The organism is Streptomyces sp. NBC_00287, assembly GCF_036173105.1.
Classification (GTDB): domain Bacteria; phylum Actinomycetota; class Actinomycetes; order Streptomycetales; family Streptomycetaceae; genus Streptomyces.
Window position 1 is genome coordinate 8169154 of the sequence record NZ_CP108053.1, and the last position, 22272, is coordinate 8191425.

Consider the following 22272-nt stretch of genomic DNA (forward strand, 5'->3'; position numbering starts at 1 on the left):
CTTCTATACCGGCAGCGGGGTTCAGGCCTCGGCGGGTGCGGCCGCCAGGTCCACGAAGGCCTGGGCGGCGGGGGACAGCGGGCCCGACCGCCAGACCAGCCGGCCGTGGCGCAACAGCCGTGGCCGGTTGGACAGCATCCGGGCCCCGCGCAGCGCGGCGTCCCGGGCCATGGAGCCGGGCAGGAGTGAGGCGCCCACGCCCGAGAGGATCAGCGGCACGATCATCGCGCGGTGCGCGGTCTCCACCACGATCCTCGGGGGGACGCCCAGCGCGGTGCACACGTCGTCCACCGCCGCCCGGGTCTCGGTGCCCGGCGGTGTCACGATCAGGTCCAGCGCGGCCAGTTCGCGCGAGGTGATGGTGGCGCCCGGCGGATGCGGGTGGTCCGGGGGCAGCACGACGTGCATCTCCTGCTCGGGCAGGTCCATCCCGCGCAGGTCCGCCGTGGGCACCGAGGCGTCCACCAGGCCGAGTTCGCACTGACCGGCAGCGACCATGTGCGCCACGGCGGGGCCTTGCTCCGGGTCGACCACGCGTACGGAGACCTTCGGATGCACGCGATGGAAGTGCCCCAGCATGCCGGCGAGCGGATCGACCGACAGGGTCGTCTGGGAGACGATGTCGAGCCGGCCGCCGCTGAGCCCGAGGACTTCACGGACCAGGGAACCGGCCGTGGTCAGATCGCGCAGCACCTGCCGTGCCGGCTGGACCAGTGCCTCGCCCGCCGCGGTGAGTGCGACGCCGTGCGGGAGGCGATGAAAGAGTTTTCCGCCGAATTCGCGCTCCAGGGTGCGGATCGCATGGGAAAGCGAGGGCTGGGCAACATGGAGTGCAATGGCCGCGGCTGTGAATCCGCCGTGCTCGACCACGGCGATGAAGTATTCCAGCTGGCGTCGTTCCATCGGGTCTCCGTAAATTCCAGGCAACGCTATCACCGGTCGGCGGGCCGCCGTGTGGCCCGGGTTTCCTCCGGCTGCTTCCGGCCGACCGCGTCCGGGAGCCTTGACCCCCAGGTGACCCTCCCCGATGCTGTGTTGCGACACGCGAGATGCGTGCCGCAATGAGCAACATCTGACTCAGGTCTCGTACCAGCCGAGGAGTGGCCATGACGCATCAGGTCCGTGCTGTCGTCGCGCGGGGCAAGGGTGCCCCCGTCAGCCTGGAGACGATCATCGTGCCCGACCCCGGTCCGGGGGAGGCGCTGGTGAAGATCGAGGCCTGCGGGGTCTGTCACACCGATCTGCACTATCGCGAGGGTGGTATCAACGACGACTTCCCCTTCCTGTTGGGCCATGAGGCCGCGGGTGTCGTGGAGTCGGTGGGGGAGGGCGTCACCGATGTCGTGCCCGGTGACTTCGTCATCCTGAACTGGCGTGCCGTGTGCGGACAGTGCCGCGCCTGTCTGCGCGGACGCCCGTGGTACTGCTTCAGCACGCACAACGCCAAGCAGAAGATGACCCTGCTCGACGGCACCGAGCTGTCTCCGGCGCTGGGTATCGGCGCCTTCGCGGAGAAGACGCTGGTCGCGGCCGGACAGTGCACCAAGGTCGACCGGGCCGCGTCGGCGGCCGCCGCCGGACTGCTCGGCTGCGGGGTGATGGCGGGCATCGGCGCCGCGATCAACACCGGCAACGTCGGCCGCGGCGACAGCGTGGCGGTCATCGGCTGCGGCGGCGTCGGGGACGCGGCGGTCGTCGGGGCGAACCTGGCGGGCGCGGCGAAGATCATCGCCGTCGACATCGACGACCGGAAACTGGCGACCGCCAAGAAGCTGGGGGCGACCCACACCGTCAACTCCAAGGAAGCGGACGCCGTCGAGGCGATCCGCGAGCTGACCGGCGGCTTCGGCGCCGATGTCGTCATCGAGGCGGTGGGCCGCCCGGAGACGTACCAGCAGGCCTTCTACGCCCGCGATCTCGCCGGCACGGTCGTCCTGGTCGGTGTCCCCACCCCGGAGATGAAGCTCGAACTGCCCCTGCTGGACGTCTTCGGCCGTGGCGGGTCGCTGAAGTCCTCCTGGTACGGCGACTGCCTGCCCTCTCGTGACTTCCCGATGCTCATCGACCTCTATCTCCAGGGCCGCCTCGACCTGGACGCCTTCGTCACCGAGACCATCGCGCTCGACGAGGTGGAGAACGCCTTCGAGCGGATGCACGGCGGCGACGTCCTGCGCTCGGTGGTGGTGCTGTGATGGCCGCCCGCATCGAACGCCTCGTCACCTCTGGGCAGTTCACTCTCGACGGCGGCACGTGGGACGTCGACAACAACGTGTGGATCGTCGGCGACGACCGTGAGGTGATCGTCGTCGACGCCGCCCACGATGCCGACGCCATCGCCGAGGCGGTAGGTGACCGTCGGCTCAAAGCCGTCGTGTGCACCCATGCCCACAACGATCACATCGACGCCGCCCCCGAGCTCGCGGCGCGCACCGGTGCCCCGATCCTGCTCCACGCCGACGACCTGCCGCTGTGGAAGCAGACCCACCCCGACCGGACCCCCGACGGCGAACTCACCGACGGTCAGGTCCTCACCGTGGCGGGCGTCGAACTGACCGTGCTGCACACCCCTGGCCACGCGCCCGGTGCGGTCTGTCTGTATACAGCGGCCCTCACCGCCCTCTTCAGCGGCGACACGCTCTTCTCGGGCGGGCCGGGGGCGACGGGGCGGTCGTACAGCCATTTCCCGACCATCATCGACTCGATCCGGGGCCGGCTGCTCGGCCTGCCCGGCGACACCGTCGTATACACCGGACACGGAGAGACGACCACCGTCTCCGCCGAGGCCCCGCAGCTCCAGGAGTGGATCGACCGGGGTTTCTGACCGTCCGGCAGGCGTTCGGCAGCTTCGCCTGCTGTTTTACATTGCGCACACTGTTGCGTAACAAGCAACTATCGTCGACGGGGTCCCTCGGCTCCTGAACTTCTTGACAAGGGTTCGGGGCGACCTCAGACTGATGTTGCGCTTACCGCAATCCGTTTCGCTATACGCACCGAGGTGTCATGATGATTCCCGCGTGCCGTCTCGCGGATCTTCCGCGAGGTGAGGCCTACCGGCTCGACATGGATCCGCCGGTCTCGGTGTTCCACACCGACGACGGCGAGGTCTTCGCCATCGACGACACCTGCACCCACCAGGACGCCTCGCTCGCCGACGGCTGGCTGGAGGGCTGCGAGGTGGAATGCCCGCTGCATGCCTCGAAGTTCGACCTGAGGACCGGCGCCGTCGACGCCCCGCCCGCCAAGCTCCCGGTCCGGACGCACGAGGTCCTGGTCGAGGACGGCATGATCTACGTCAGGGTGTCCACGGACGCCCCCAACCTGCCGCCCTGCATCGCGTCCCGGCTCGCCGCGGGTCCCGCGTGAAGGCCGTGGCTGTGGTGGGCGCCTCGCTGGCCGGTCTGTCAGCGGCGCGCTCGCTGCGCAAGCAGGGCTACGACGGGCGGCTGGTGGTCATCGGTGACGAGACCCACCGCCCGTACGACCGGCCGCCGCTGTCCAAGGAGTTCCTGGCCGGCACCCTCGGCGAAGCTGACCTCGCGTTGGAGGCGGACGACGAGGACCTGCGGGCGGAGTGGCTGCTCGGCACCCGCGCCGACGGACTCGACCGTACCCGGCGCGCCGTCCGGCTCGCCGACGGACGGGAGGTCCGCGCCGACGGCATCGTCATCGCGACCGGCGCCGCCGCACGCACCCTGCCCGGCAGCGAGGGGCTCGCGGGAGTGCACGCCCTGCGCACCCTGGACGACGCCCGCGCCCTGCGCGACGAACTGGCCCTGGGCGGACGGCTGGTGGTGATCGGCGGCGGTTTCATCGGCGCCGAGGTCGCCTCCACCGCGTACGCCCTCGGCCTCGACGTGACGGTCGTCGAGGTGGCCCCGACACCGCTCGCCGGACCCCTCGGCGAGACCATGGGCGGCATCGTCTCCGCCCTTCACACGGACCACGGTGTACGGCTGTTGTGCGGCGTGGGAGTCAAGGGGCTGAGCGGAGGGACCCGCGTCGACGCCGTCCTGCTGGAGGACGGCCGCAGCATCCCCGCCGACATCGTCGTCGTGGGTGTGGGGGCACGCCCGTGCGTCGAGTGGCTGGAAGATTCCGGCGTCGAACTCGACAACGGCGTCAAGTGCGGCGCCGACGGCCGCACCAGCCTGGCCGGGGTGGTCGCGGTCGGGGACTGTGCCAACTGGTACGACCCCCGCCTGGGCGCTCACCGCCGCGTCGAGCACTGGACCGGAGCGCGGGAACGCCCCGACGCGGCCGTCGCCACGCTGCTGGCGGGGGGTGCGCTGGAACCCGGTGTGCCCAGGCCGCCGTACTTCTGGTCGGACCAGTACGGCGTGAAGATCCAGTTCGCCGGTCACGCGGGTGTCTCCGACAGTGTGACGGTCGAGGAAGGTGCTGTTGGCGACCGTAATGTCCTGGCCGTCTATCGGCGTGCCGGGGAGCCGGTCGCCGTTCTTGGGATGAACCAGCCTCGGCTTTTTGTCCGCTGGCGCAAGCAGTTGGCTGTGCCGGGATCGCGGTGATTCACCCGCGGGCCGGTGGGGGCTTGTCGCGCAGTTCCCCGCGACCCGATACCGAGTTGACCGATCCCTACCACGACGTTCCCGAGGAGTGCACCGTGACCTCGACCAGCCTGCCGGACAGCCTGATCGCCACTCTCCCCGGCTCCTCCTATACGGATCCGGCGATCTTCACCCAGGAGCAGGAGCGCATATTCGAGACCATGTGGTTCTGCGTCGCCCGCGCCGGTGAACTGGCGAAGCCCGGCGCCTTCCGCACGGTCGACGTGGGCCGCGAGAGCATCCTCGTCACCCGCGCGCGGGACAACTCGATCCGCGCCTACTTCAACGTGTGTCGGCACAGGGGTGCCAAGCTCTGCACCGAGGAGACCGGCGAGGTCAAGCGGGCCTTCCAATGCCCGTATCACGCCTGGACGTACGGCCTGGACGGCAAGCTCGTCGCCGCGCCCAACCTCACCAAGATGCCCGACATCGGCCGCACCGAGTACGGCCTGGTGAGCGTGGCCGTCCGTGAGTGGCTCGGCTATGTCTGGGTCTGCCTCGCCGAGAGCCCGCCCGACTTCGACGAGGACGTCATCGGTGACGTCGTCGCCCGCCTCGGCGACGTCGAGTCGATCGAGCACTACGACATCGAGAACCTCTCCGTCGGCAAGCGGATCGTCTACGACGTGCAGGCGAACTGGAAGCTCATCATCGAGAACTTCATGGAGTGCTACCACTGCGCGACCATCCACCCCGAACTGACGGAGGTGCTGCCGGAGTTCGCGGACGGTTACGCCGCCCAGTACTACGTGGGTCACGGCGCCGAGTTCGGCGAGGACGTTCAGGGCTTCACCGTGGACGGCTCCGAGGGTCTGGACCGCATTCCCGGGGTCGCCGACGACCAGGACCGCCGCTACTACGCGATCACCGTCAGGCCCCAGGTCTTCATCAACCTCGTCCCCGACCATGTGATCTTCCATCGGATGTACCCGGTGGCCGTCGACCGCACGATCGTCGAGTGCGACTGGCTCTACCTCCCGCACGTCGTCGAGAGCGGCAAGGACGTCAGCCGGTCCGTGGAACTCTTCGACCGGGTCAACCGCCAGGACTTCGACGCCTGCGAGCGCACGCAGCCCGGAATGAGCTCCCGCATGTACGCCAAGGGCGGTGTGCTGGTGCCCAGCGAGCACCACATCGGCGCCTTCCACGACTGGGTGAACGAACGCCTGGGCACCGGCGGACAGTGACCGGGGCCGGTCAGCCCAGGTGGCCCATCCGGTGGCTGATCTCCTCCGCGCCCTTGAGCAGTACCGGGGAGAGTTCGTGCAGGCGCTCCTCGGTGAAGCGGTACGAGGGTCCGGAGGCGCTGAGCGCCGCGATGACCTGGCCGTCCCGGTCGCGGACCGGCGCGGCCATGGCGTGCAGGCCGATCTCCAGCTCCTCCAGGGCCAAGGCGTAGCCACGCTCGCGGGCCTCCGCGAGGTTCTTCTCGAGCTTCGTCTTCGCGGTGATGGTGCGCGGGGTGACCTTGTTCAGGCCGGCCCCGGCGAGCAGTTCGGCGCGTTCCTTGGCAGGCAGGTGGGCCAGCAGGATCTTGCCGCTGGAGGTGGCGTGCAGCGGGGTCAGCTGGCCGACCCAGTTGTACGCGCTGACGGCTCCCGGGCCGCGCACCTCGTAGAGGTTGACGGCGTAGTGCTCCTGCATCACGGCGATGTTGACGGTCTCGCCGATCTCCTCGGCGAGCTGTTCACAGACCGGACGGCCCTGCTGGGTGATGTCGATGCGTCCCGTGACCGCACCGGCCAGGCGTACGATGCCGAACCCGAGGCGGTACTTTCCGCGCTCGCCCGCCTGCTCCACCAGGCCACGCACCTCCAGGGCGCCGAGCAGGCGGAACGCGGTCGACTTGTGAACATCGATCTCGGCGGCCACCTCGCTGACCCCTGCCTCGCCGCGCTGGGCCAGGATCTCCAGGACGCTGATGGCGCGGTCGACCGACTGCACTCCGCCGGACTGCGAATTTGACGTTTCGGTGTCTTGGCTGTGGTTGCTCACAACGAAACTATACGCGCAGTAAACAACACCATCGCAAGTAACAGGGGCGAAACCCGGGGCTCGTAAGTTGCGTGGCTCGCAACCTGGTGCGTATAGCGATACTGGTACTAGCATGCCTCGCGTATCTACGGCGCGAGCGAGACGAGGCATCATGGCTCCCCTGCAATACGACTTCGTCATCGTCGGCGGCGGATCGGCCGGCAGCGCACTGGCGAACAGGCTCTCCGCGGACCCGGCGAACCGGGTACTGGTTCTGGAGGCCGGCCGCTCCGACTACCCGTGGGACGTCTTCATCCAGATGCCCGCGGCGCTGACCTATCCGATCGGCAGCCGCTTCTACGACTGGAAGTACGAGTCCGAGCCCGAGCCCCACATGGGCGGCCGGCGTGTGTACCACGCGCGCGGCAAGGTGCTGGGCGGCTCCAGCAGCATCAACGGCATGATCTTCCAGCGCGGCAACCCCATGGACTACGAGCGCTGGGCGGCCGACCCCGGGATGGAGACCTGGGACTACGCGCACTGTCTGCCGTACTTCCGGCGGATGGAGAACTGTCTGGCGGCCGATCCGGACGACGAGTTCCGAGGCCATGACGGGCCCCTCGTCCTGGAACGCGGCCCGGCGACCAATCCGTTGTTCGGCGCCTTCCTCAAGGCCACCGAAGAAGCGGGCTACGCCCCCACGGACGACGTCAACGGCTACCGGCAGGAAGGCTTCGCCAAGTTCGACCGCAACGTCCACCGCGGACGCCGGCTGTCGGCCTCCAAGGCGTACCTCAAGCCGGTCAAGAAGCGCCCCAACCTCACGATCAAGACGCGTGCTCTGGTCACCCGCGTCCTCTTCGAGGGCAAGAAGGCCGTCGGTGTCGAGTATCAGCGCGGCAGGGGTGCCCTCCAGCAGGTCCGTGCCAGGGAAGTCATTCTGTGCGGCGGCGCGATCAACTCCCCGCAGCTGCTCCAGCTCTCCGGCGTCGGCAACGCGGAGGAACTGAGCGCCCTCGGCATCGACGTCGTCCACGACCTCCCGGGCGTCGGCGAGAACATGCAGGACCACCTGGAGGTGTACGTCCAGTACGCCTGCAAGCAGCCGGTTTCCATGCAGCCGTACATGGCGAAGTGGCGTGCCCCCTTCATCGGGCTCCAGTGGCTCTTCCGCAAGGGCCCGGCCGCCACGAACCACTTCGAGGCCGGCGGCTTCGCGCGCAGCAACGAGGATGTCGACTACCCCAACCTGATGTTCCACTTCCTGCCCATCGCGGTCCGCTACGACGGCTCCTCGCCGGCCGGCGGCCACGGCTACCAGGTGCACGTGGGTCCCATGTACTCCGACGCGATCGGCTCGGTGAAAATCAAGAGCAAGGACCCGCGCGAGCACCCGGCGCTGCGCTTCAACTACCTCTCCACCGAACAGGACCGGCGTGAGTGGGTCGAGGCGATCCGCGTCGCCCGCAAGCTGCTCAGTCAGCCCGCGATGGCCCCGTACAACGACGGGGAGGTCTCGCCCGGGCCGAAGGTGGACTCGGACGAGGAGATCCTCGACTGGGTCGCCAAGGAGGGCGAGACCGCCCTGCACCCGTCCTGCACCTGCAAGATGGGCCCCTCCGCCGACGAGATGGCTGTCGTCGACCCGGAGAGCATGCGCGTGCACGGCGTCGAGGGCCTGCGTGTCGTCGACGCGTCGGTGATGCCGTACGTCACCAACGGCAACATCTACGCCCCGGTGATGATGATCGCCGAGAAGGCCGCCGACCTGATCCTCGGCAAGGAGCCGCTGCCTGCCTCCAAGGCCGCCTACTACCGCCTCCGCGACGCCGAGAAGCGGGCCGAGTAGACCTTGGGCGGCTCGGGGCTCCGGACGCTGCTGGACAGCGTCCGCTACGAGGTGCTGCCCGCCAAGGCGACCGAGGAGAAGGTCCTCGCCCATGTGCCGCGCGACGTCGTCGTCACCGTGACGGCGTCGCCGGTCAAGGGCCTGGAACCGACCCTCGGCCTCACCGTGCGGCTCGCGGCACACGGTTACCGCGTCGTCCCGCATGTGCCCGCGCGGCTGCTGCGGGACGACGCGCACCTGAAGGACGTCGTCGACCGGCTCGGCGAGGCGGGCGTGGACGACGTGTTCGTACCGGCGGGCGACGCCGACCCGCCGGCCGGGCCCTACGACGGGGCGCTGCCGGTGCTACGGCGGCTCAGCGAGCTGGGTAGCCCCTTCGCCCACGTCGGCGTCACCGGCTACCCGGAGAGCCACCCCCTCATCGACGACGACCTCACCATCCAGGCGATGTGGGACAAGCGCGAGCACGCCACGTACATCGTGAGCAACCTCTGCTTCGACCCGCGCGTGCTGGGGGAGTGGCTCGCCCGGATACGGCGGCGGGACGTCACCCTGCCCGTCCACCTGGGCGTGGCGGGGCCCGTGCAGCGGGCGAAGCTGCTGGCGATGGCGACGAAGATCGGCGTGGGGGAGTCGACGCGCTTCCTGACGAAGCACGCGTCGTGGTTCTTGCGGTTCGCGGCGCCGGGTGGTTACTCGCCCGACCGGCTGCTGGCGCGCACCCAGGAGGCCCTCACTGCGCCTTCGGCGGGGGTGGCGGGACTGCACCTGTTCACGTTCAACCAGATCGCCGAGACCGAGCGATGGCGCAGAGCTGTACTGGAGCGGCTTGACCCCCCTTCGGCCTGAACGGCCTCGTCCTCAAACGCCGGAAGGGCTGAGTTGCCCGTCCGGCGTCCGTATACAGAAGTGCTCAGCGGAAGACCACCGTGCGGTGGCCGTCGACCATCACGCGACCCTCGCTGTGCCACTTCACCGCGTGCGCGAGCACCTGTGCCTCGACGTCCCGTCCGACCGTGACCAGTTCGCCCGGGTCGAGTGAGTGGTCCACCCTGACCACGTCCTGCTCGATGATCTGCCCCTCGTCGAGATCGGAGGTGACGTAGTGCGCCGTCGCGCCGACGAGCTTCACCCCGCGGTCGTAGGCCTGCTCGTAAGGGCGCGCGCCCTTGAAGCTGGGGAGGAAGGAGTGGTGGATGTTGATGGCCCGGCCTTCGAACTGCTTGCACAGGTCGTCGGAGAGGATCTGCATGTAGCGGGCCAGCACGACCAGGTCGATGTCCAGCTCGCCCACCAGCTCCAGCAGCCGCGCCTCGGCCTCGCCCTTGGTGTCCTTGGTGACCGGGATGTGGTGGAAGGGGATGCCGTAGGTCTCCGCGAGCCCCTCGAAGTCGCGGTGGTTGGAGACGATCGCCGGGATCTCGATGTTGAGGGAGCCCGTGCGCCGGCGGAAGAGCAGGTCGTTGAGGCAGTGGCCGAACTTGGACACCATGATGAGCGTCCGGGTCGGCGTCGAGGCGTCCCACAGGGTCCAGGAGAACCGGTAGGCCTCCGCCACTGGACCGAATCGGTAACGCAGAGTTTCCAGATCGGCGTTTGGGTCGGAAACGTCGAAGTGGACCCTCATGAAGAAGCGGCCCTGGAGTCGATCATCGAATTGCCGGCTTTCGAGGATGTTGCCGGAGTTCCGGACGAGGAAGCCGCTCACCGCGTGGACGAGTCCCACGCTGTCGGGACAGGAGAGGGTGAGGACGTACTCACGGCCAGGCTGAGGACGAGGGGACATGACGGCCTCCGTCGGTGCGTATTGCACAACAAGGTGAGCGATACGCAACATGGTCGGCTCGTCGCCGCTTGCGGTCAAGGGCGACCAGGCAAGTGCCCACAAGGTGAAATCGTCATCCGCGAACCTCTTGACGTATGTCTGCACATTCGCCAGGGTGTTCCACCACAAGCAATTGAATGCATGATGCGCAACGCATTTCAGCTGAAGGGCTTGGCGCGTGGCACACCTGTATGTGGACGGTTCATGGCGGGATCCGGTGGCCGGAGGCCTCCGCGAGATCCGCTGCCCCGCTGACGGCACGCTCTCGGCGACCGTTGCGGAAGGGACGCGTCCGGACGCCGAGGCGGCGATCGCCGCGGCCCGCCGCGCCTTCGACGAGGGGCCCTGGCCGCGCACCCCCGAGCGCGAGCGTGGCGCGCTGCTGCTGCGGACCGCCGACATCATGGAGCGCGACGGCAAGGAGTTCGCCCGCGCCGAGTCGCTGGACACCGGCAAGCGGCTGGTGGAGAGCGAGTACGACATCGCCGACGTCGTCTCCTGCTTCCGTTACTACGGGGGGCTCGGCGGCACCGACGCCGGCCGGGTGATCGACACCGGACGCGACGACGCCGTCAGCCGCGTCGTCTACGAGCCGGTCGGTGTGTGCGGGCTGATCACCCCTTGGAACTACCCGCTGCTCCAGGCGAGTTGGAAGGTCGCCCCGGCCCTCCTCGCCGGCAACACGATCGTCCTCAAGCCCAGCGAGCTCACCCCCTCCACCTCGATCCTGCTGATGAGGGCACTGGAGGAGGCCGGGCTCCCGGCAGGCGCCGCCAACCTCGTCCTGGGCACCGGGCCCGAGGTGGGCGCACCGCTCTCCGAGGACCCCGCCGTCGACCTGGTCTCCTTCACCGGCGGCTTGGAGACCGGCAAACGGATCATGGCCACGGCCGCGGCGAGCGTGAAGAAGGTGGCGCTGGAGCTCGGCGGCAAGAATCCCAACGTGGTCTTCGCCGACGCCGACTTCGAGACGGCCGTGGACTTCGCGCTCACGGCCGTCTTCCTGCACTCGGGGCAGGTCTGCTCGGCCGGCGCCCGGCTGATCGTCGAGGACTCGCTGCACGACCGCTTCGTCGACGAGGTCGTCCGCCGGGCCCGGCAGATCCGCCTCGGCGGTCCCTTCGACGCCGAGGCCGAGACCGGGGCGCTGATCTCCGCCCAGCACCTGGCGAAGGTCGAGGCGTACGTCGCCGCGGGGATCGCCGAGGGCGCCGTCCTGCGCTGCGGCGGCGCACGGCCCGACGATCCGGCCCTGGCGAGCGGCCACTACTACCCGCCCACCGTCCTCGACGAGTGCCGGCAGGACATGCGCGTGGTGCACGAGGAGTCCTTCGGACCCGTGCTCACCGTGGAGCGCTTCACCGACGAGGACGACGCCGTACGCATCGCCAACGACACCGAGTACGGACTGGCCGGAGCCGTCTGGACCCAGGACGCGGGCAAGGCCCAGCGGGTCGCCCGGCGGCTGCGCCACGGCACGGTGTGGATCAACGACTACCACCCCTATGTGCCGCAAGCGGAATGGGGTGGCTTCGGACACTCGGGCGTGGGCCGGGAGTTGGGACCGACCGGCCTGAACGAGTACCGAGAGCCCAAGCACATCTGGCAGAACATCCAACCCCGGCCGCAGCTCTGGTTCCGCGGCTGAACGCCGAAGAGAGGTCGATCGTGACCCCCACACAGACCGAGGTGCCGCAGCGGCGCGGTACGCCCCAGGAGTCGGACGGGACTCCCGTCATATCCGTGCGCAATCTGTGGAAGGTGTTCGGGCCGAAGGCAGACCGGGTACCGGCCTCCGAGGAGCTGCGCGGGCTCACCCGACGCGAGCTCATGGACCGCGCCGGATGCACCGCCGCCGTACGCGACGTCAGCTTCGAGGTCGCGCCCGGCGAGGTCTTCGTCGTCATGGGCCTGTCCGGCTCCGGCAAGTCCACACTGGTGCGATGTCTGACCCGGCTGATCGAACCCACCACCGGTGAGATCGTCTTCGAGGGCGAGGACATCCGTGACGCGGACGCGAGGCGACTGCGCGAACTGCGCCGCCGTAAATTCTCCATGGTCTTCCAGCACTTCGGGCTGCTGCCCCACCGCCGCGTCGTCGACAACGTGGGCTTCGGTCTTGAGATCCGCGGCATGAGCAGGGCCGAACGCACCAAGCGGGCCCTGGAGGTCGTCGAGCTGGTCGGCCTCTCCGGCTACGAGAACTCCTACCCCGACCAGCTGTCCGGCGGCATGCAGCAACGCGTCGGCCTGGCACGGGCGTTGGCGGGCGACCCCGACGTCCTCTTCTTCGACGAGCCGTTCTCCGCACTCGACCCGATGATCCGCCGTGACATGCAGAACGAGGTCATCCGGCTGCACCACGAGGTCGGCAAGACGATGGTGTTCATCACCCACGACCTCTCCGAGGCGCTCAAGCTGGGCGACCGCATCCTGATCATGCGCGACGGCAAGATGGTCCAGTGCGGCACCGGCGACGAACTCGTCGGCGCCCCCGCCGACGACTACGTACGCGACTTCGTCAAGGACGTCCCGCGCGGCGACGTCCTCACCCTGCGCTGGATCATGCGCCCGGTGGAGGACGGCGACGCCCTGGACGGTCCCGAGCTGGGCCCGGACGTCGTGGTGAAGGAGGCCACCCGGGCCGTACTGGCGGCGGACAAGCCGGTCAAGGTCGTCGAGGACGGCAAACTGCTCGGCATCGTCGGTGACGAGGAGATCCTCGCGGTGGTCGCCGGGCAGGAAGGCGGCGCGTGATGACCGTCGCCGTGGAGAAACCGGAAAAGACACAACAGACGGAGAAGCCCGCGCCACCCGTCACCCGGGTCCGCCAGGTCAGCCGGCGCACGATGGTGGTCGCGATCCTGGTCGCCTGGCTGGTGCTGTTCGCCCTGCTGCGCGGCAAGCAGACCCTGGCGCTCGCCGCGGCCGACCTGACCGACCTGCACCGGTGGTTCAACGACCTCAACGACTCGATCGGCGCGAACCGCAACTCCAACCCGCTCTTCCTCTACTTCTTCAACGAGATCCGGCTGGTCATCGACAACCTGGTGACCTTCGTCCAGGAGCTGATCTCCCAGCCCTCCGGCACCCGCCCCGTCCCGCAGATCGGCTGGCTCGGCGTCGTCGGCATCACCGGCTATGTCTCCTGGGCCGTGGGCAACTGGAGAGTGGCGCTGCTGGCGGTGGCCGGCTTCACCTTCCTCGGGCTTCAGGGCCTGTGGCAGGAGAGCATGGACACCCTGGCGCTCACCCTTTCCGCCGTCTTCGTCGCGCTGCTGTTCGCGATCCCGCTGGGCGTGTGGGCGGGGCTCTCCGACCGGTTCAACCGGATCGTGACGCCCTTCCTGGACTTCATGCAGACGATGCCGACCTTCGTCTACCTGGCCCCGATGACCCTGTTCTTCCTCATCGGCCCCGCCTCCGCCACCATCGCCACCGTCATCTACGCGGCCCCGCCGGCCATCCGCATCACCGCGCACGCCATCCGCTCGGTGCCGGAGACCACCGTCGAGGCGGCCGACTCGCTGGGCGCCACCCAGCGGCAGGCGCTGCTCAAGGTGCTGCTGCCGATGTCCAAACGGACCGTGGTGATGGGCGTCAACCAGTCGATCATGGCCGCCCTGGCCATGGTGACCATCACCGCCCTGATCGACGCGCCCGGCCTCGGCAAGACCGTCCTCCAGGCACTCCAGTCGCTCGACGTCGGTACGGCCTTCAACGCCGGCCTCGCCATCGTCGTCATGGCGATCGTCCTGGACCGGGTCACCACCGCGGCGAGCACCCGCGAGGAGGCCGCCCGGAAGTCGTCCGGCCGGTTCCTCGCCTGGCGGCGGCCACTGCTGGGAGCGGGCGCCGCGGTCACGGCCGTACTCGTCTACATGTCGCACACCTACCTGTGGGCGGCCGAGTTCCCCGGCGAGGGCACGGCCGGAAGCAAGATCGCGAGCGCGGCGGACACCGCGACCACCTGGGCGCAGGACAACCTGTCCGGCCTCACCAACGCCTTCCGTGATGCGATCACCAACGGCCTGCTCAACCCGTTCCAGTCGCTGCTCACCGACTCCCCGTGGTGGCTCGTCGGCGCCGCCCTGATCGGACTCGGCGTGGTGCTCGGCGGCCCGCGCGCCGCGATCACCACCGTCGTGTGCGTGGGACTGCTCGTCGGCACCGGGGTGTGGTCGGACGCCATGACGACGCTCGCGTCCACCGCCGTCGCGACCGTCCTCGTGATGCTGCTCGGCATCGTCTTCGGGGTGTGGATGGGGCGCAGCCCGCTGGTGGACCGGCTGATGCGGCCCACCCTGGACGCGGCGCAGGTCATGCCGCCGTTCGTCTATCTCGTGCCGTTCCTGGCGCTGTTCGGCGCGACCCGCTTCACGGCGATCGTCGCCGCGATCGTGTACGCGGCTCCCGTAGCCATGAAGATCATCGCGGACGGGGTTCGGAACGTGCCCGCCACCACCGTGGAGGCGGCCACCTCAGCCGGGTGCAACACCTGGCAGATCATCACCAAGGTCCAGCTGCCGATGGCACGCGGCGCCCTGACTCTCGCGACCAACCAGGGCCTCATCTATGTGCTGTCGATGGTTGTGGTGGGCGGCCTGGTGGGGGCAGGCGCTCTCGGCTACGACGTCGTGGCCGGCTTCTCGCAGGGACAGCTGTACGGGAAGGGGCTTGCCGCGGGGCTGGCCATCGTCCTTCTCGGAGTCATGTTCGACCGGATCACTCAGGCAGCGGCGCGACGCACCAGCGCATAAGGAGCAACTGACCATGGCAAGGCAAGCAAGACAATGGAGAGTCGGCGCGGCCGGCATAGCGGGCGCAGCTGTTATCGGACTGACCCTCTCCGCCTGCGGCGGTGCGAAGGTCGGTGACAACTCCTCGGACGCCGGCGGCTCGGACAGCTCCGGCAAGTGCGGCACCTTCAACCTCGCGGTCAACCCGTGGGTGGGCTACGAGGCCAACGCGGCCGTCCTCGCCTACGTCGCGGAGAACGACCTCGGCTGCAAGGTCACCAAGAAGGACCTGAAGGAAGAGATCGCCTGGCAGGGCTTCGGGACGGGCGAGGTCGACGCCGTCGTCGAGAACTGGGGCCACGACGACCTGAAGAAGAAGTACATCACCGACCAGAAGACCGCCGTCGACGCCGGCCCGACCGGCAACGAAGGCCTCATCGGCTGGTATGTGCCGCCGTGGCTGGCCAAGGCGCACCCGGACATCCTCGACTGGAACAACCTCAACAAGTACGCGGCCGAGTTCAAGACGTCCGAGTCCGGCGGCAAGGGGCAACTCCTCGACGGCGACCCGTCGTTCGTCACCAACGACGAGGCCCTGGTGAAGAACCTGAAGCTGGACTACAAGGTCGTGTACGCGGGCAGTGAGACCGCCCTCATCCAGGCCTTCCGCAAGGCGGAGAAGAACAAGGAATGGGTGATCGGCTACTTCTACGAGCCGCAGTGGTTCATGTCCGAGGTGCCGCTGGAGAAGATCAAGCTGCCGGAGTACAAGGAGGGCTGCGACGCCGACCCCGAGAAGGTCGACTGCGACTACCCCGTGTACAAGCTGGACAAGATCGTCGCTGCGAAGTTCGCCGAGTCGGGCAGCCCGGCCTATGACCTGGTGAAGAACTTCACCTGGACGAACGACGACCAGAACGTCGTGGCGAAGTACATCGCGGTGGACAAGATGACCCCCGAGGCCGCGGCCGAGAAGTGGGTCGAGGCCAACCGCGACAAGGTGGACGCCTGGCTGAAGTAGCCCGGGGTCGACAGCCGGTCGGACATGCCCGGCGGGCGGTGCGCACAGGGGTGCACCGCCCGCCGGGCATTGCCATGTCCAGGGCTGGGTTCAGGCCGTGTTTCGGGCTGTTTTCCGGTCTCAAGGACCCCTTGACACCCCCTCCCCGGGGCAGGCACATTGAGTTGCGCAACCTGAACCATGTTGCGCACAAAGCAACTTAACCGGCTGGACTGGTTTTCAATCGGAGGTGCGGCGATGGCGGGACCCCGAGTGGTGATCATCGGAGCGGGCGTCGTGGGAGCGGCCCTCGCGGACGAGATCTCCGCACGAGGCTGGACCGAAGTGACCGTGGTCGACCAGGGCCCGCTGCCCGCCACCGGCGGCTCCAGCTCGCATGCCCCGGGCCTGGTCTTCCAGACGAACTCCTCCAAGACCATGACGGAACTGGCCCGCTACACCGTCGAGAAGTTCTGCTCCCTCGACGTCGACGGCAAGCCCTGCTTCCTCCAGGTCGGCGGCCTCGAAGTGGCCACCACCCCCGAGCGCCTCACCGAACTGCACCGCCGCCACGGCTGGATCACCGCCTGGGGCATCGAGGCCCGCCTCCTGACCCCCGACGAGTGCGTCGAACAGCACCCGCTGGTCAACCGCGACAGGGTCCTCGGCGGCCTCCTGGTCCCGACCGACGGCCTCGCCAAGGCCGTCCTCGCCGTCGAGGCACAGATCCGCCGGGCCACCGAGCGAGGCGTCAGCTTCCTGGCCCGCCACGAAGTCCTCGACGTCCAGCAGGCCGACGGCAAGATCACCGGCGTCCTCACCGACCAGGGCGAGATCCCCGCCGACATCGTCGTGTGCTGTGCCGGCATCTGGGGCCCGAAGATCGCCCGCATGGTGGGCATGAACCTCCCACTCACCCCGCTCGCCCATCAGCTCGCCTGGACCGGCCCGGTACCGGCCCTCGCCGGCCAGACCGAGGAGGCCGTCCGCCCGATCCTGCGCCACCAGGACGCCGACCTCTACTACCGCGACCGCTACGACGGCATCGGCATCGGCTACTACGGCCACCGCCCCATGCCGATCACCGCCGACGAGATCCTCTCCGTGGACGAGGCCGCCGACATGCCGTCGGTCCTGAAGTTCACCGAGGACGACTTCGCGGACGCCTGGACCGAGACCCAGTCCCTGCTCCCCGCGACGAAGGAGGCGAAGGTCGAGGAAGGCATCAACGGCCTGTTCTCCTTCACCACCGACAACTTCCCGCTGCTCGGCGAGTCCCCGGACGTCAAGGGCTTCTGGGTCGCCGAGGCCGTCTGGGTCACCCACTCCGCGGGCGTCGGCCGGGCCATGGCCGAATGGCTGGTCGACGGCCACTGCTCGTCCTTCGACCTGCACGAGTGCGACGTCAACCGCTTCGAGCCGCACCAGCTCACCCCGGAGTACGTCCTGGCCCGCGACTGCCAGAACTTCGTCGAGGTCTACGACATCCTCCACCCCCTCCAGCCGTCCGGGAAGCCGCGCCCGATCCGCACCAGCCCCTTCCACACCCGCCAGGAGGAGCACGGCGCGTTCTTCCTGGAGGCCAATGGCTGGGAGCGCCCGCAGTGGTACCAGGCCAACGCGAGCCTGGTGGAAGGCCGTTCCATACCCACCCCGAACGACTGGGCCGCGCAGTTCTGGTCGCCCATCGTCGGCGCGGAGGCCCAGGCCACCCGCGAGACCGTCGCCATGTACGACATGACGGCCCTCAAGCGCCTCGAAGTCAGCGGCCCCGGTGCCGCGGCCTTCCTGGAGCGCCTGTGCACCGGCAAGATCGACAAGTCGGTCGGCTCGGTGACATACACCCTGCTCCTGGACCACGACGGCGGCATCCGCAGCGACATCACCGTCGCCCGCCTCGCCCGTGACCTCTTCCAGGTCGGCGCCAACGGCAACCTCGACCTCGACTGGTTCACCCGCCACCTCCCCGCCGACGGCACGGTCCAGGCCCGTGACATCACGCCGGGCACCTGTTGCATCGGCCTGTGGGGCCCGCTGGCCCGCAAGGTCCTCCAGCCCCTCACCGACGAGGACTTCACGAACGACGGCCTGAAGTACTTCCGCGCCAAGCGCGCCCACATCGGCAGCGTGCCGGTGACGGCGATGCGGCTGTCGTACGTCGGCGAACTCGGCTGGGAGATCTACACCACCGCCGACCTCGGACAGAAGCTCTGGGACACCCTCTGGGCCGCCGCCCAGCCTCTCGGCGGCGTCATCGCCGGCCGCGGCGCCTTCAACAGCCTCCGCCTGGAGAAGGGCTACCGTTCCTTCGGCACCGACATGACCTACGAGCACGACCCCTACGAGGCCGGCGTCGGCTTCGCCGTCAAGCTCGACAAGGACGACTTCATCGGGAAGGCGGCCCTTGAGCGCCGTAAGGCCGATGTACGACGCAAGCTGACCTGCCTCACCATCGACGACCCGCAGGCGGTCGTCATGGGCAAGGAGCCGGTCTACGACGGCGACCGCTCCGTCGGCTACGTCACCAGCGCCGCCTACGGCTACACCATCGGCAAGGGCATCGCCTACGCCTGGCTGCCCACGGAACTCACCGCCCCCGGCACCACCGTGCACATCGGCTACTTCGACCGGCGGGTCGAGGCGGTCGTCGCGGAGGAGCCGCTGTTCGACCCGACCATGTCCCGTCTTCGTGGCTAGCAGAGGGGTATCGCCGGTGACCGCACGACTCCTCGACGGCAAGGCGACCGCTGCCCGGATCCGCGGTGAACTCGCCGAACGCGTGGCCAAGTTGACCGCCGACGGCGGCCGTGCGCCCGGACTCGGCACTGTCCTGGTCGGCGACGACCCGGGCAGCCGCGCCTACGTCGCCGGCAAGCACCGCGACTGCGCGCAGGTGGGCATCGCGTCCATCCGCCGGGACCTGCCCGCCGACGCTTCCCAGCGGCAGGTCGAGGACGTCATCGACGAACTCAACGCCGACCCGGCCTGTACCGGCTACATCGTCCAACTCCCGCTCCCGGGACACCTGGACGCCAACGCCGTACTGGAACGCATGGACCCGGCCAAGGACGCCGACGGTCTGCACCCCGTCAACCTCGGCCGGCTCGTCCTCGGCGTCGAGGCCCCCCTGCCCTGCACCCCGCGCGGCATCGTCGAACTGCTGCGCCGGTACGACGTCCCCATCGCCGGAGCCCGGGTGTGCGTGATCGGACGGGGCATCACGGTGGGACGGCCGATGGGGCTTCTGTTGACCCGCCGTAGCGAGAACGCCACCGTCACCCTCTGCCACACCGGAACCAAGGGCCTGGCCTGGCATGTGCGCGAGGCGGACATCGTCATCGCGGCCGCCGGCTCGCCGGGACTGATCACCAAGGACATGCTGCGCCCCGGCGCGGCCGTCCTGGACGTCGGCATCACCCGCACCGACCACGGACTCGTCGGCGACGTGCACCCGGAGGCCGCCACGGTCGCCGGATGGCTCGCGCCGATGCCTGGGGGCGTGGGCCCCATGACCCGAGCCATGCTGCTCGCCAATGTCGTCGAGGCCGCCGAGAGGAACGCGAACATCGCCATGGCGCGCTAGACCTCGGGGCACTGCACGGCGGTTCCCTCGACGCGCCGGCCGTCCGGGCCCGTGACACTCACCAGGACCGGTTCGGTCCCGGGGTCGGCGACGCGCTGCGCGGCGGCTGCCGTGCAGATGATCTGGGCCGCCGCGATGTCGCTCAACTTGCCTGCCGACTGGTCGAGTTCGACGGAGATTCCGTCGTCCCGCGTCGTCACCCGGAACAGGTCGGCCCGGCGTCTGTCCTGTGGCACGGCGCTGGCGCCGTCCGTGGCCGGGGCGGCCGGGGCCCGCGTGGGCAGGCCCGGGAGCAGTGGCAGCTGGGTGGTGATCAGCTTGCCCCGCTCCGTGTCGGTCGGGCCCAGGAGCAGGATCTCAAGGGCCTTCTCTACGTCGACCGGCGCGGAGGTCTGGCGGGGGACGGAGATCAGAGTGCTGTCGGCCACCACGAAGTAGACCCGGATCGTCGGCACGACCCCACTGGCGGGACCGCCCGCCTCCACCACGCCGGTCGTGGGGATGCCGCAGGAGGTGAGCGCACACAGGGCGGCGAGGCACAGCGCCGATCGTCGTGGGGGAGTCATGAGCCGCTCTCCGGGGTCAACTCGTCGCCGGGCAGGGGGAGTCGTACGGTGAAAACGGCGCCCCCTTCGGGCCGGTTCGCCGCGTGGACGGTGCCGCCGTGCATCCGGACGTTCTCGGCGGTGATCGCGAGGCCCAGGCCGCTGCCCTCGGTGCGGGTGCGGGCGGCGTCGGACTTGTAGAACCGTTCGAAGACATGGGGCAGCACGGTGTCGGGGATGCCGGACCCGCTGTCCAGCACCTCGATCACCGCGAGCCGCTCCCCGCCCTCGTAGAGCCGCAGTCGGACAGGACGCGCGCCGTGCCGCAGGGCGTTGCCGACGAGGTTGGCGACGACGACGTCCAGACGGCGCGGGTCGACTCGGCCGCGCAGGGCGCCGGGCGGTGGCAGCTCGCAGTCGACGAGCTCGGTCCAGGCGCGCGCGGAGAGGGTGCGCCGGAGCGACTCGGCGAGGTCGATCTCGTCCAGGTGCAGCGTCGCGGCGCCCGCGTCGAAACGGGAGATCTCCATCAGGTCGTCCACGAGACGGGCCAGTTTCACGGTCTCCTCGCTGATCAGCCGGACCGCGGTGGCGGTGTCCGGGTCCAGCCCGGCGGCGTCCTCGTCGAGGACGTCGGTCACCGCCGACATGGCGGCCAGCGGGGTGCGCAGTTCGTGCGACACATCCGCGGCGAACCGGCGGGCCCGCGCCTCCATGCCGCGCAGTTCGGCCACCGACTCCTCCAGCGCGGCGGCCGTCTCGTTGAACGTGTGCGACAGAGCGGCGAGTTCGTCGGACCCGTTGACGGCGAGCCGGGTGTCGAGCCGGCCCTCGGCGATGCTCCGGGTGGCGCGGCGCAGCGCCCGCACCGGCCGCAGCACCCCGCGCGCGGCGAGCAGGGCCAGCAGCACGGCGAGCGCCAGGGCGGGCACGGTGGCCCGCTCGACCGCGGAGACCAGGGCGTCGACGTAGGCCCGTTCCGTGGTCTGCGGCACCGTCAGAAAGACCCTGACCCCGGAGGGGTAGGCGCCCCCGTCGATCGAGGTGAACAGGACCGACATACCGACGACCAGCGAGGTGTGGTCGCCGCTGTCCACCCGCTGGAAGACGGTCGCCATGCTGGAGTGCACGGCCTCGCGCAGGGTGGGGGTCAGTTCCTCGAAGGGGTCGCCCGTGGCGGAGGTCGCGCTCAGGTCGTCGTAGGTGGCCAGGACCCGCCATGTCCCGGAGGGGTCGGCGCGGGCCACGTCCGTCGCGAACCGCCGCAGTTCGTCCTCGCCCGGCGGGAAGGCGAGTTCCTCGGCGAGCCGGCCGACCTGGGTGCGCAGGAGCTGGATCACGGTGTCCTGGCTCTGCTGGAGCACGCCGATGCGCGCCTCGCGGAACGTCAGGGCGCCGGTGGTGGCGGCGGTGATTGCGGTGACCAGCGCGAAGGCCACCACCAACCGCATCCGCAGGCCGCGCAGTTGCGGGAACCGGGGTCGCCTCACCGCGCCGCGAACCGGTAGCCGAAGCCGCGCACGGTCTGGATGTAGCGCGGCTCGCGCGGCGGCTCGCCCATCTTGGCGCGCAGCCGCTTCACACAGGCGTCCACCAGCCGGGCGTCCCCGTGATAACTGTGCTCCCAGACCGCCTCCAGCAACTGCTGCCGGCTGAACACCTGGCCGGGGGAGGCGGACAGGGTGAGCAGCAGCCGCAGTTCGGACGGGGCGAGCGCGATCGGCACGCCTCCCCGGGCGACCGAGAGACCGGCCCGGTCGACGGCCAGATCCCCGTATGTGTCGATCTTCGGTATGCCGGCCTCGGCGGGTGCTCCGGCCGCCCGGCGCAGCACGGCACGGATCCGCGCCTGAAGTACCCGGGCCTGCACCGGCTTGACCACGTAGTCGTCGGCTCCCGCCTCAAGGCCTACGACGATGTCCTCGTCGTCCCCCCGCGCGGTCGCCATGATGATCGGCAGGGTCTGGTCCAGGGCGCGTATCTCACGGCACACGTCCAGGCCGGGCATTCCGGGCAGCATCAGGTCCAGCACCACGACATCCGGCCGGAACGACCGCACCCGCCCGAGCCCGTCCTCCCCGGTCTCCGCGGCGGCGACCTCATGGCCCTGGCGGCGCAGGGCGAGTGCGACTCCCTCCCGCACGGCGCGGTCGTCTTCGATCAGCAGTACGCGTGGCATGCGCTCAGTATCC

The 22272-nt window shown here is 69.4% G+C and carries 19 protein-coding genes; 13 read left to right on the forward strand and 6 right to left on the reverse strand.

Features of this window, described 5'->3' with window-relative positions:
• Positions 1–21: 21 nt before the first annotated feature.
• Positions 22–903 carry a LysR family transcriptional regulator gene (locus OHT76_RS37040; RefSeq protein WP_328875239.1) on the reverse strand — a complete coding sequence of 294 codons (882 nt, stop codon included), beginning with the start codon at positions 901–903 and terminating at the stop codon, positions 22–24.
• Positions 904–1106: 203 nt separating this feature from the next.
• On the opposite strand from OHT76_RS37040, the gene OHT76_RS37045 reads away from it, so the two are divergent.
• The 5 genes from OHT76_RS37045 (at position 1107) to OHT76_RS37065 (ending at position 5752) form a co-directional block, all read left to right on the forward strand.
• Positions 1107–2192 carry an S-(hydroxymethyl)mycothiol dehydrogenase gene (locus OHT76_RS37045; protein ID WP_328875240.1) on the forward strand — a complete coding sequence of 362 codons (1086 nt, stop codon included), beginning with the start codon at positions 1107–1109 and terminating at the stop codon, positions 2190–2192.
• Positions 2192–2821, forward strand: a complete 630-nt coding sequence (locus OHT76_RS37050) for an MBL fold metallo-hydrolase (RefSeq protein ID WP_328875241.1) — start codon at positions 2192–2194, stop codon at positions 2819–2821. The genes OHT76_RS37045 and OHT76_RS37050 overlap by 1 nt, the downstream gene beginning before the upstream one ends.
• Positions 2822–3000: 179 nt before the next feature.
• Positions 3001–3363, forward strand: a complete 363-nt coding sequence (locus OHT76_RS37055; protein ID WP_328875242.1) for a bifunctional 3-phenylpropionate/cinnamic acid dioxygenase ferredoxin subunit — start codon at positions 3001–3003, stop codon at positions 3361–3363.
• Positions 3360–4526 (forward strand): NAD(P)/FAD-dependent oxidoreductase, encoded by a 1167-nt coding sequence (locus OHT76_RS37060; protein WP_328875243.1) that lies wholly within the window; start codon positions 3360–3362, stop codon positions 4524–4526. Before OHT76_RS37055 ends, OHT76_RS37060 begins: the two co-directional genes overlap by 4 nt.
• Before the next feature lie 95 nt (positions 4527–4621).
• A complete protein-coding gene (locus tag OHT76_RS37065) occupies positions 4622–5752 on the forward strand; it encodes an aromatic ring-hydroxylating oxygenase subunit alpha (protein WP_328875244.1) in 1131 nt (376 codons plus the stop codon).
• 10 nt (positions 5753–5762) lie between these two features.
• Here OHT76_RS37065 and OHT76_RS37070 read toward each other — a convergent pair whose 3' ends face one another.
• Positions 5763–6509 carry an IclR family transcriptional regulator gene (locus tag OHT76_RS37070; protein ID WP_328876716.1) on the reverse strand — a complete coding sequence of 249 codons (747 nt, stop codon included), beginning with the start codon at positions 6507–6509 and terminating at the stop codon, positions 5763–5765.
• A gap of 202 nt (positions 6510–6711) precedes the next feature.
• On the opposite strand from OHT76_RS37070, the gene betA reads away from it, so the two are divergent.
• A complete protein-coding gene (gene betA, locus OHT76_RS37075) occupies positions 6712–8388 on the forward strand; it encodes a choline dehydrogenase (RefSeq protein WP_328875245.1) in 1677 nt (558 codons plus the stop codon).
• Between the two features lie 3 nt (positions 8389–8391).
• Entirely contained in the window at positions 8392–9237 is an 846-nt protein-coding gene (locus OHT76_RS37080; RefSeq protein ID WP_328875246.1) for a 5,10-methylenetetrahydrofolate reductase, read from the forward strand.
• 64 nt (positions 9238–9301) lie between these two features.
• On the opposite strand, the gene purU is transcribed toward OHT76_RS37080, so the two are convergent.
• Positions 9302–10174 (reverse strand): formyltetrahydrofolate deformylase, encoded by an 873-nt coding sequence (gene purU, locus OHT76_RS37085; RefSeq protein ID WP_328875247.1) that lies wholly within the window; start codon positions 10172–10174, stop codon positions 9302–9304.
• A 217-nt stretch (positions 10175–10391) separates the two neighbouring features.
• Between purU and OHT76_RS37090 the strand changes: the two genes are divergently transcribed.
• The 6 genes from OHT76_RS37090 (at position 10392) to OHT76_RS37115 (ending at position 19535) form a co-directional block, all read left to right on the forward strand.
• Entirely contained in the window at positions 10392–11861 is a 1470-nt protein-coding gene (locus tag OHT76_RS37090) for an aldehyde dehydrogenase family protein (protein WP_328875248.1), read from the forward strand.
• Between the two features lie 20 nt (positions 11862–11881).
• The gene (locus OHT76_RS37095) at positions 11882–12970 is read left to right on the forward strand and encodes a quaternary amine ABC transporter ATP-binding protein (protein WP_328875249.1); all 1089 of its coding nucleotides are present in this window, start codon (positions 11882–11884) and stop codon (positions 12968–12970) included.
• Positions 12970–14973, forward strand: coding sequence for an ABC transporter permease (locus OHT76_RS37100; RefSeq protein WP_328875250.1), 2004 nt, complete (start codon positions 12970–12972; stop codon positions 14971–14973). The genes OHT76_RS37095 and OHT76_RS37100 overlap by 1 nt, the downstream gene beginning before the upstream one ends.
• A gap of 13 nt (positions 14974–14986) precedes the next feature.
• Positions 14987–15973: an ABC transporter substrate-binding protein gene (locus tag OHT76_RS37105; RefSeq protein ID WP_328875251.1), complete on the forward strand. Its 987-nt coding sequence runs from the start codon at positions 14987–14989 to the stop codon at positions 15971–15973.
• Between the two features lie 237 nt (positions 15974–16210).
• On the forward strand, positions 16211–18649 hold the full coding sequence (locus OHT76_RS37110; protein ID WP_328875252.1) for a GcvT family protein: 2439 nt from the start codon (positions 16211–16213) through the stop codon (positions 18647–18649).
• A 16-nt stretch (positions 18650–18665) separates the two neighbouring features.
• Complete coding sequence (locus OHT76_RS37115; RefSeq protein WP_328875253.1) at positions 18666–19535, forward strand: bifunctional methylenetetrahydrofolate dehydrogenase/methenyltetrahydrofolate cyclohydrolase; 870 nt, start codon at positions 18666–18668, stop codon at positions 19533–19535.
• Here the strand turns inward: OHT76_RS37115 and OHT76_RS37120 are convergent.
• Genes OHT76_RS37120 through OHT76_RS37130 form a run of 3 tightly spaced genes read right to left on the reverse strand, consistent with a single transcriptional unit; the run spans position 19532 to position 22259 of the window.
• Entirely contained in the window at positions 19532–20101 is a 570-nt protein-coding gene (locus tag OHT76_RS37120) for a hypothetical protein (RefSeq protein ID WP_328875254.1), read from the reverse strand. The genes OHT76_RS37115 and OHT76_RS37120 overlap by 4 nt on opposite strands.
• The gene (locus OHT76_RS37125) at positions 20098–21531 is read right to left on the reverse strand and encodes a sensor histidine kinase (RefSeq protein WP_328876717.1); all 1434 of its coding nucleotides are present in this window, start codon (positions 21529–21531) and stop codon (positions 20098–20100) included. Before OHT76_RS37125 ends, OHT76_RS37120 begins: the two co-directional genes overlap by 4 nt.
• Before the next feature lie 35 nt (positions 21532–21566).
• A complete protein-coding gene (locus tag OHT76_RS37130) occupies positions 21567–22259 on the reverse strand; it encodes a response regulator transcription factor (protein ID WP_328875255.1) in 693 nt (230 codons plus the stop codon).
• Positions 22260–22272: the final 13 nt, after the last annotated feature.

Coding starts and splice junctions, on each gene's coding strand:
- betA (WP_328875245.1), top strand. CDS start 6,712: ATGGCTCCCCTGCAATACGACTTCGTCATCGTCGGCGGCGGATCGGCC.
- OHT76_RS37100 (WP_328875250.1), top strand. CDS start 12,970: ATGACCGTCGCCGTGGAGAAACCGGAAAAGACACAACAGACGGAGAAG.
- OHT76_RS37125 (WP_328876717.1), bottom strand. CDS start 21,531: ATGCGGTTGGTGGTGGCCTTCGCGCTGGTCACCGCAATCACCGCCGCC.
- OHT76_RS37120 (WP_328875254.1), bottom strand. CDS start 20,101: ATGACTCCCCCACGACGATCGGCGCTGTGCCTCGCCGCCCTGTGTGCG.
- OHT76_RS37050 (WP_328875241.1), top strand. CDS start 2,192: ATGGCCGCCCGCATCGAACGCCTCGTCACCTCTGGGCAGTTCACTCTC.
- OHT76_RS37130 (WP_328875255.1), bottom strand. CDS start 22,259: ATGCCACGCGTACTGCTGATCGAAGACGACCGCGCCGTGCGGGAGGGA.
- OHT76_RS37110 (WP_328875252.1), top strand. CDS start 16,211: ATGGCGGGACCCCGAGTGGTGATCATCGGAGCGGGCGTCGTGGGAGCG.
- OHT76_RS37105 (WP_328875251.1), top strand. CDS start 14,987: ATGGCAAGGCAAGCAAGACAATGGAGAGTCGGCGCGGCCGGCATAGCG.
- OHT76_RS37040 (WP_328875239.1), bottom strand. CDS start 903: ATGGAACGACGCCAGCTGGAATACTTCATCGCCGTGGTCGAGCACGGC.
- purU (WP_328875247.1), bottom strand. CDS start 10,174: ATGTCCCCTCGTCCTCAGCCTGGCCGTGAGTACGTCCTCACCCTCTCC.
- OHT76_RS37045 (WP_328875240.1), top strand. CDS start 1,107: ATGACGCATCAGGTCCGTGCTGTCGTCGCGCGGGGCAAGGGTGCCCCC.
- OHT76_RS37055 (WP_328875242.1), top strand. CDS start 3,001: ATGATGATTCCCGCGTGCCGTCTCGCGGATCTTCCGCGAGGTGAGGCC.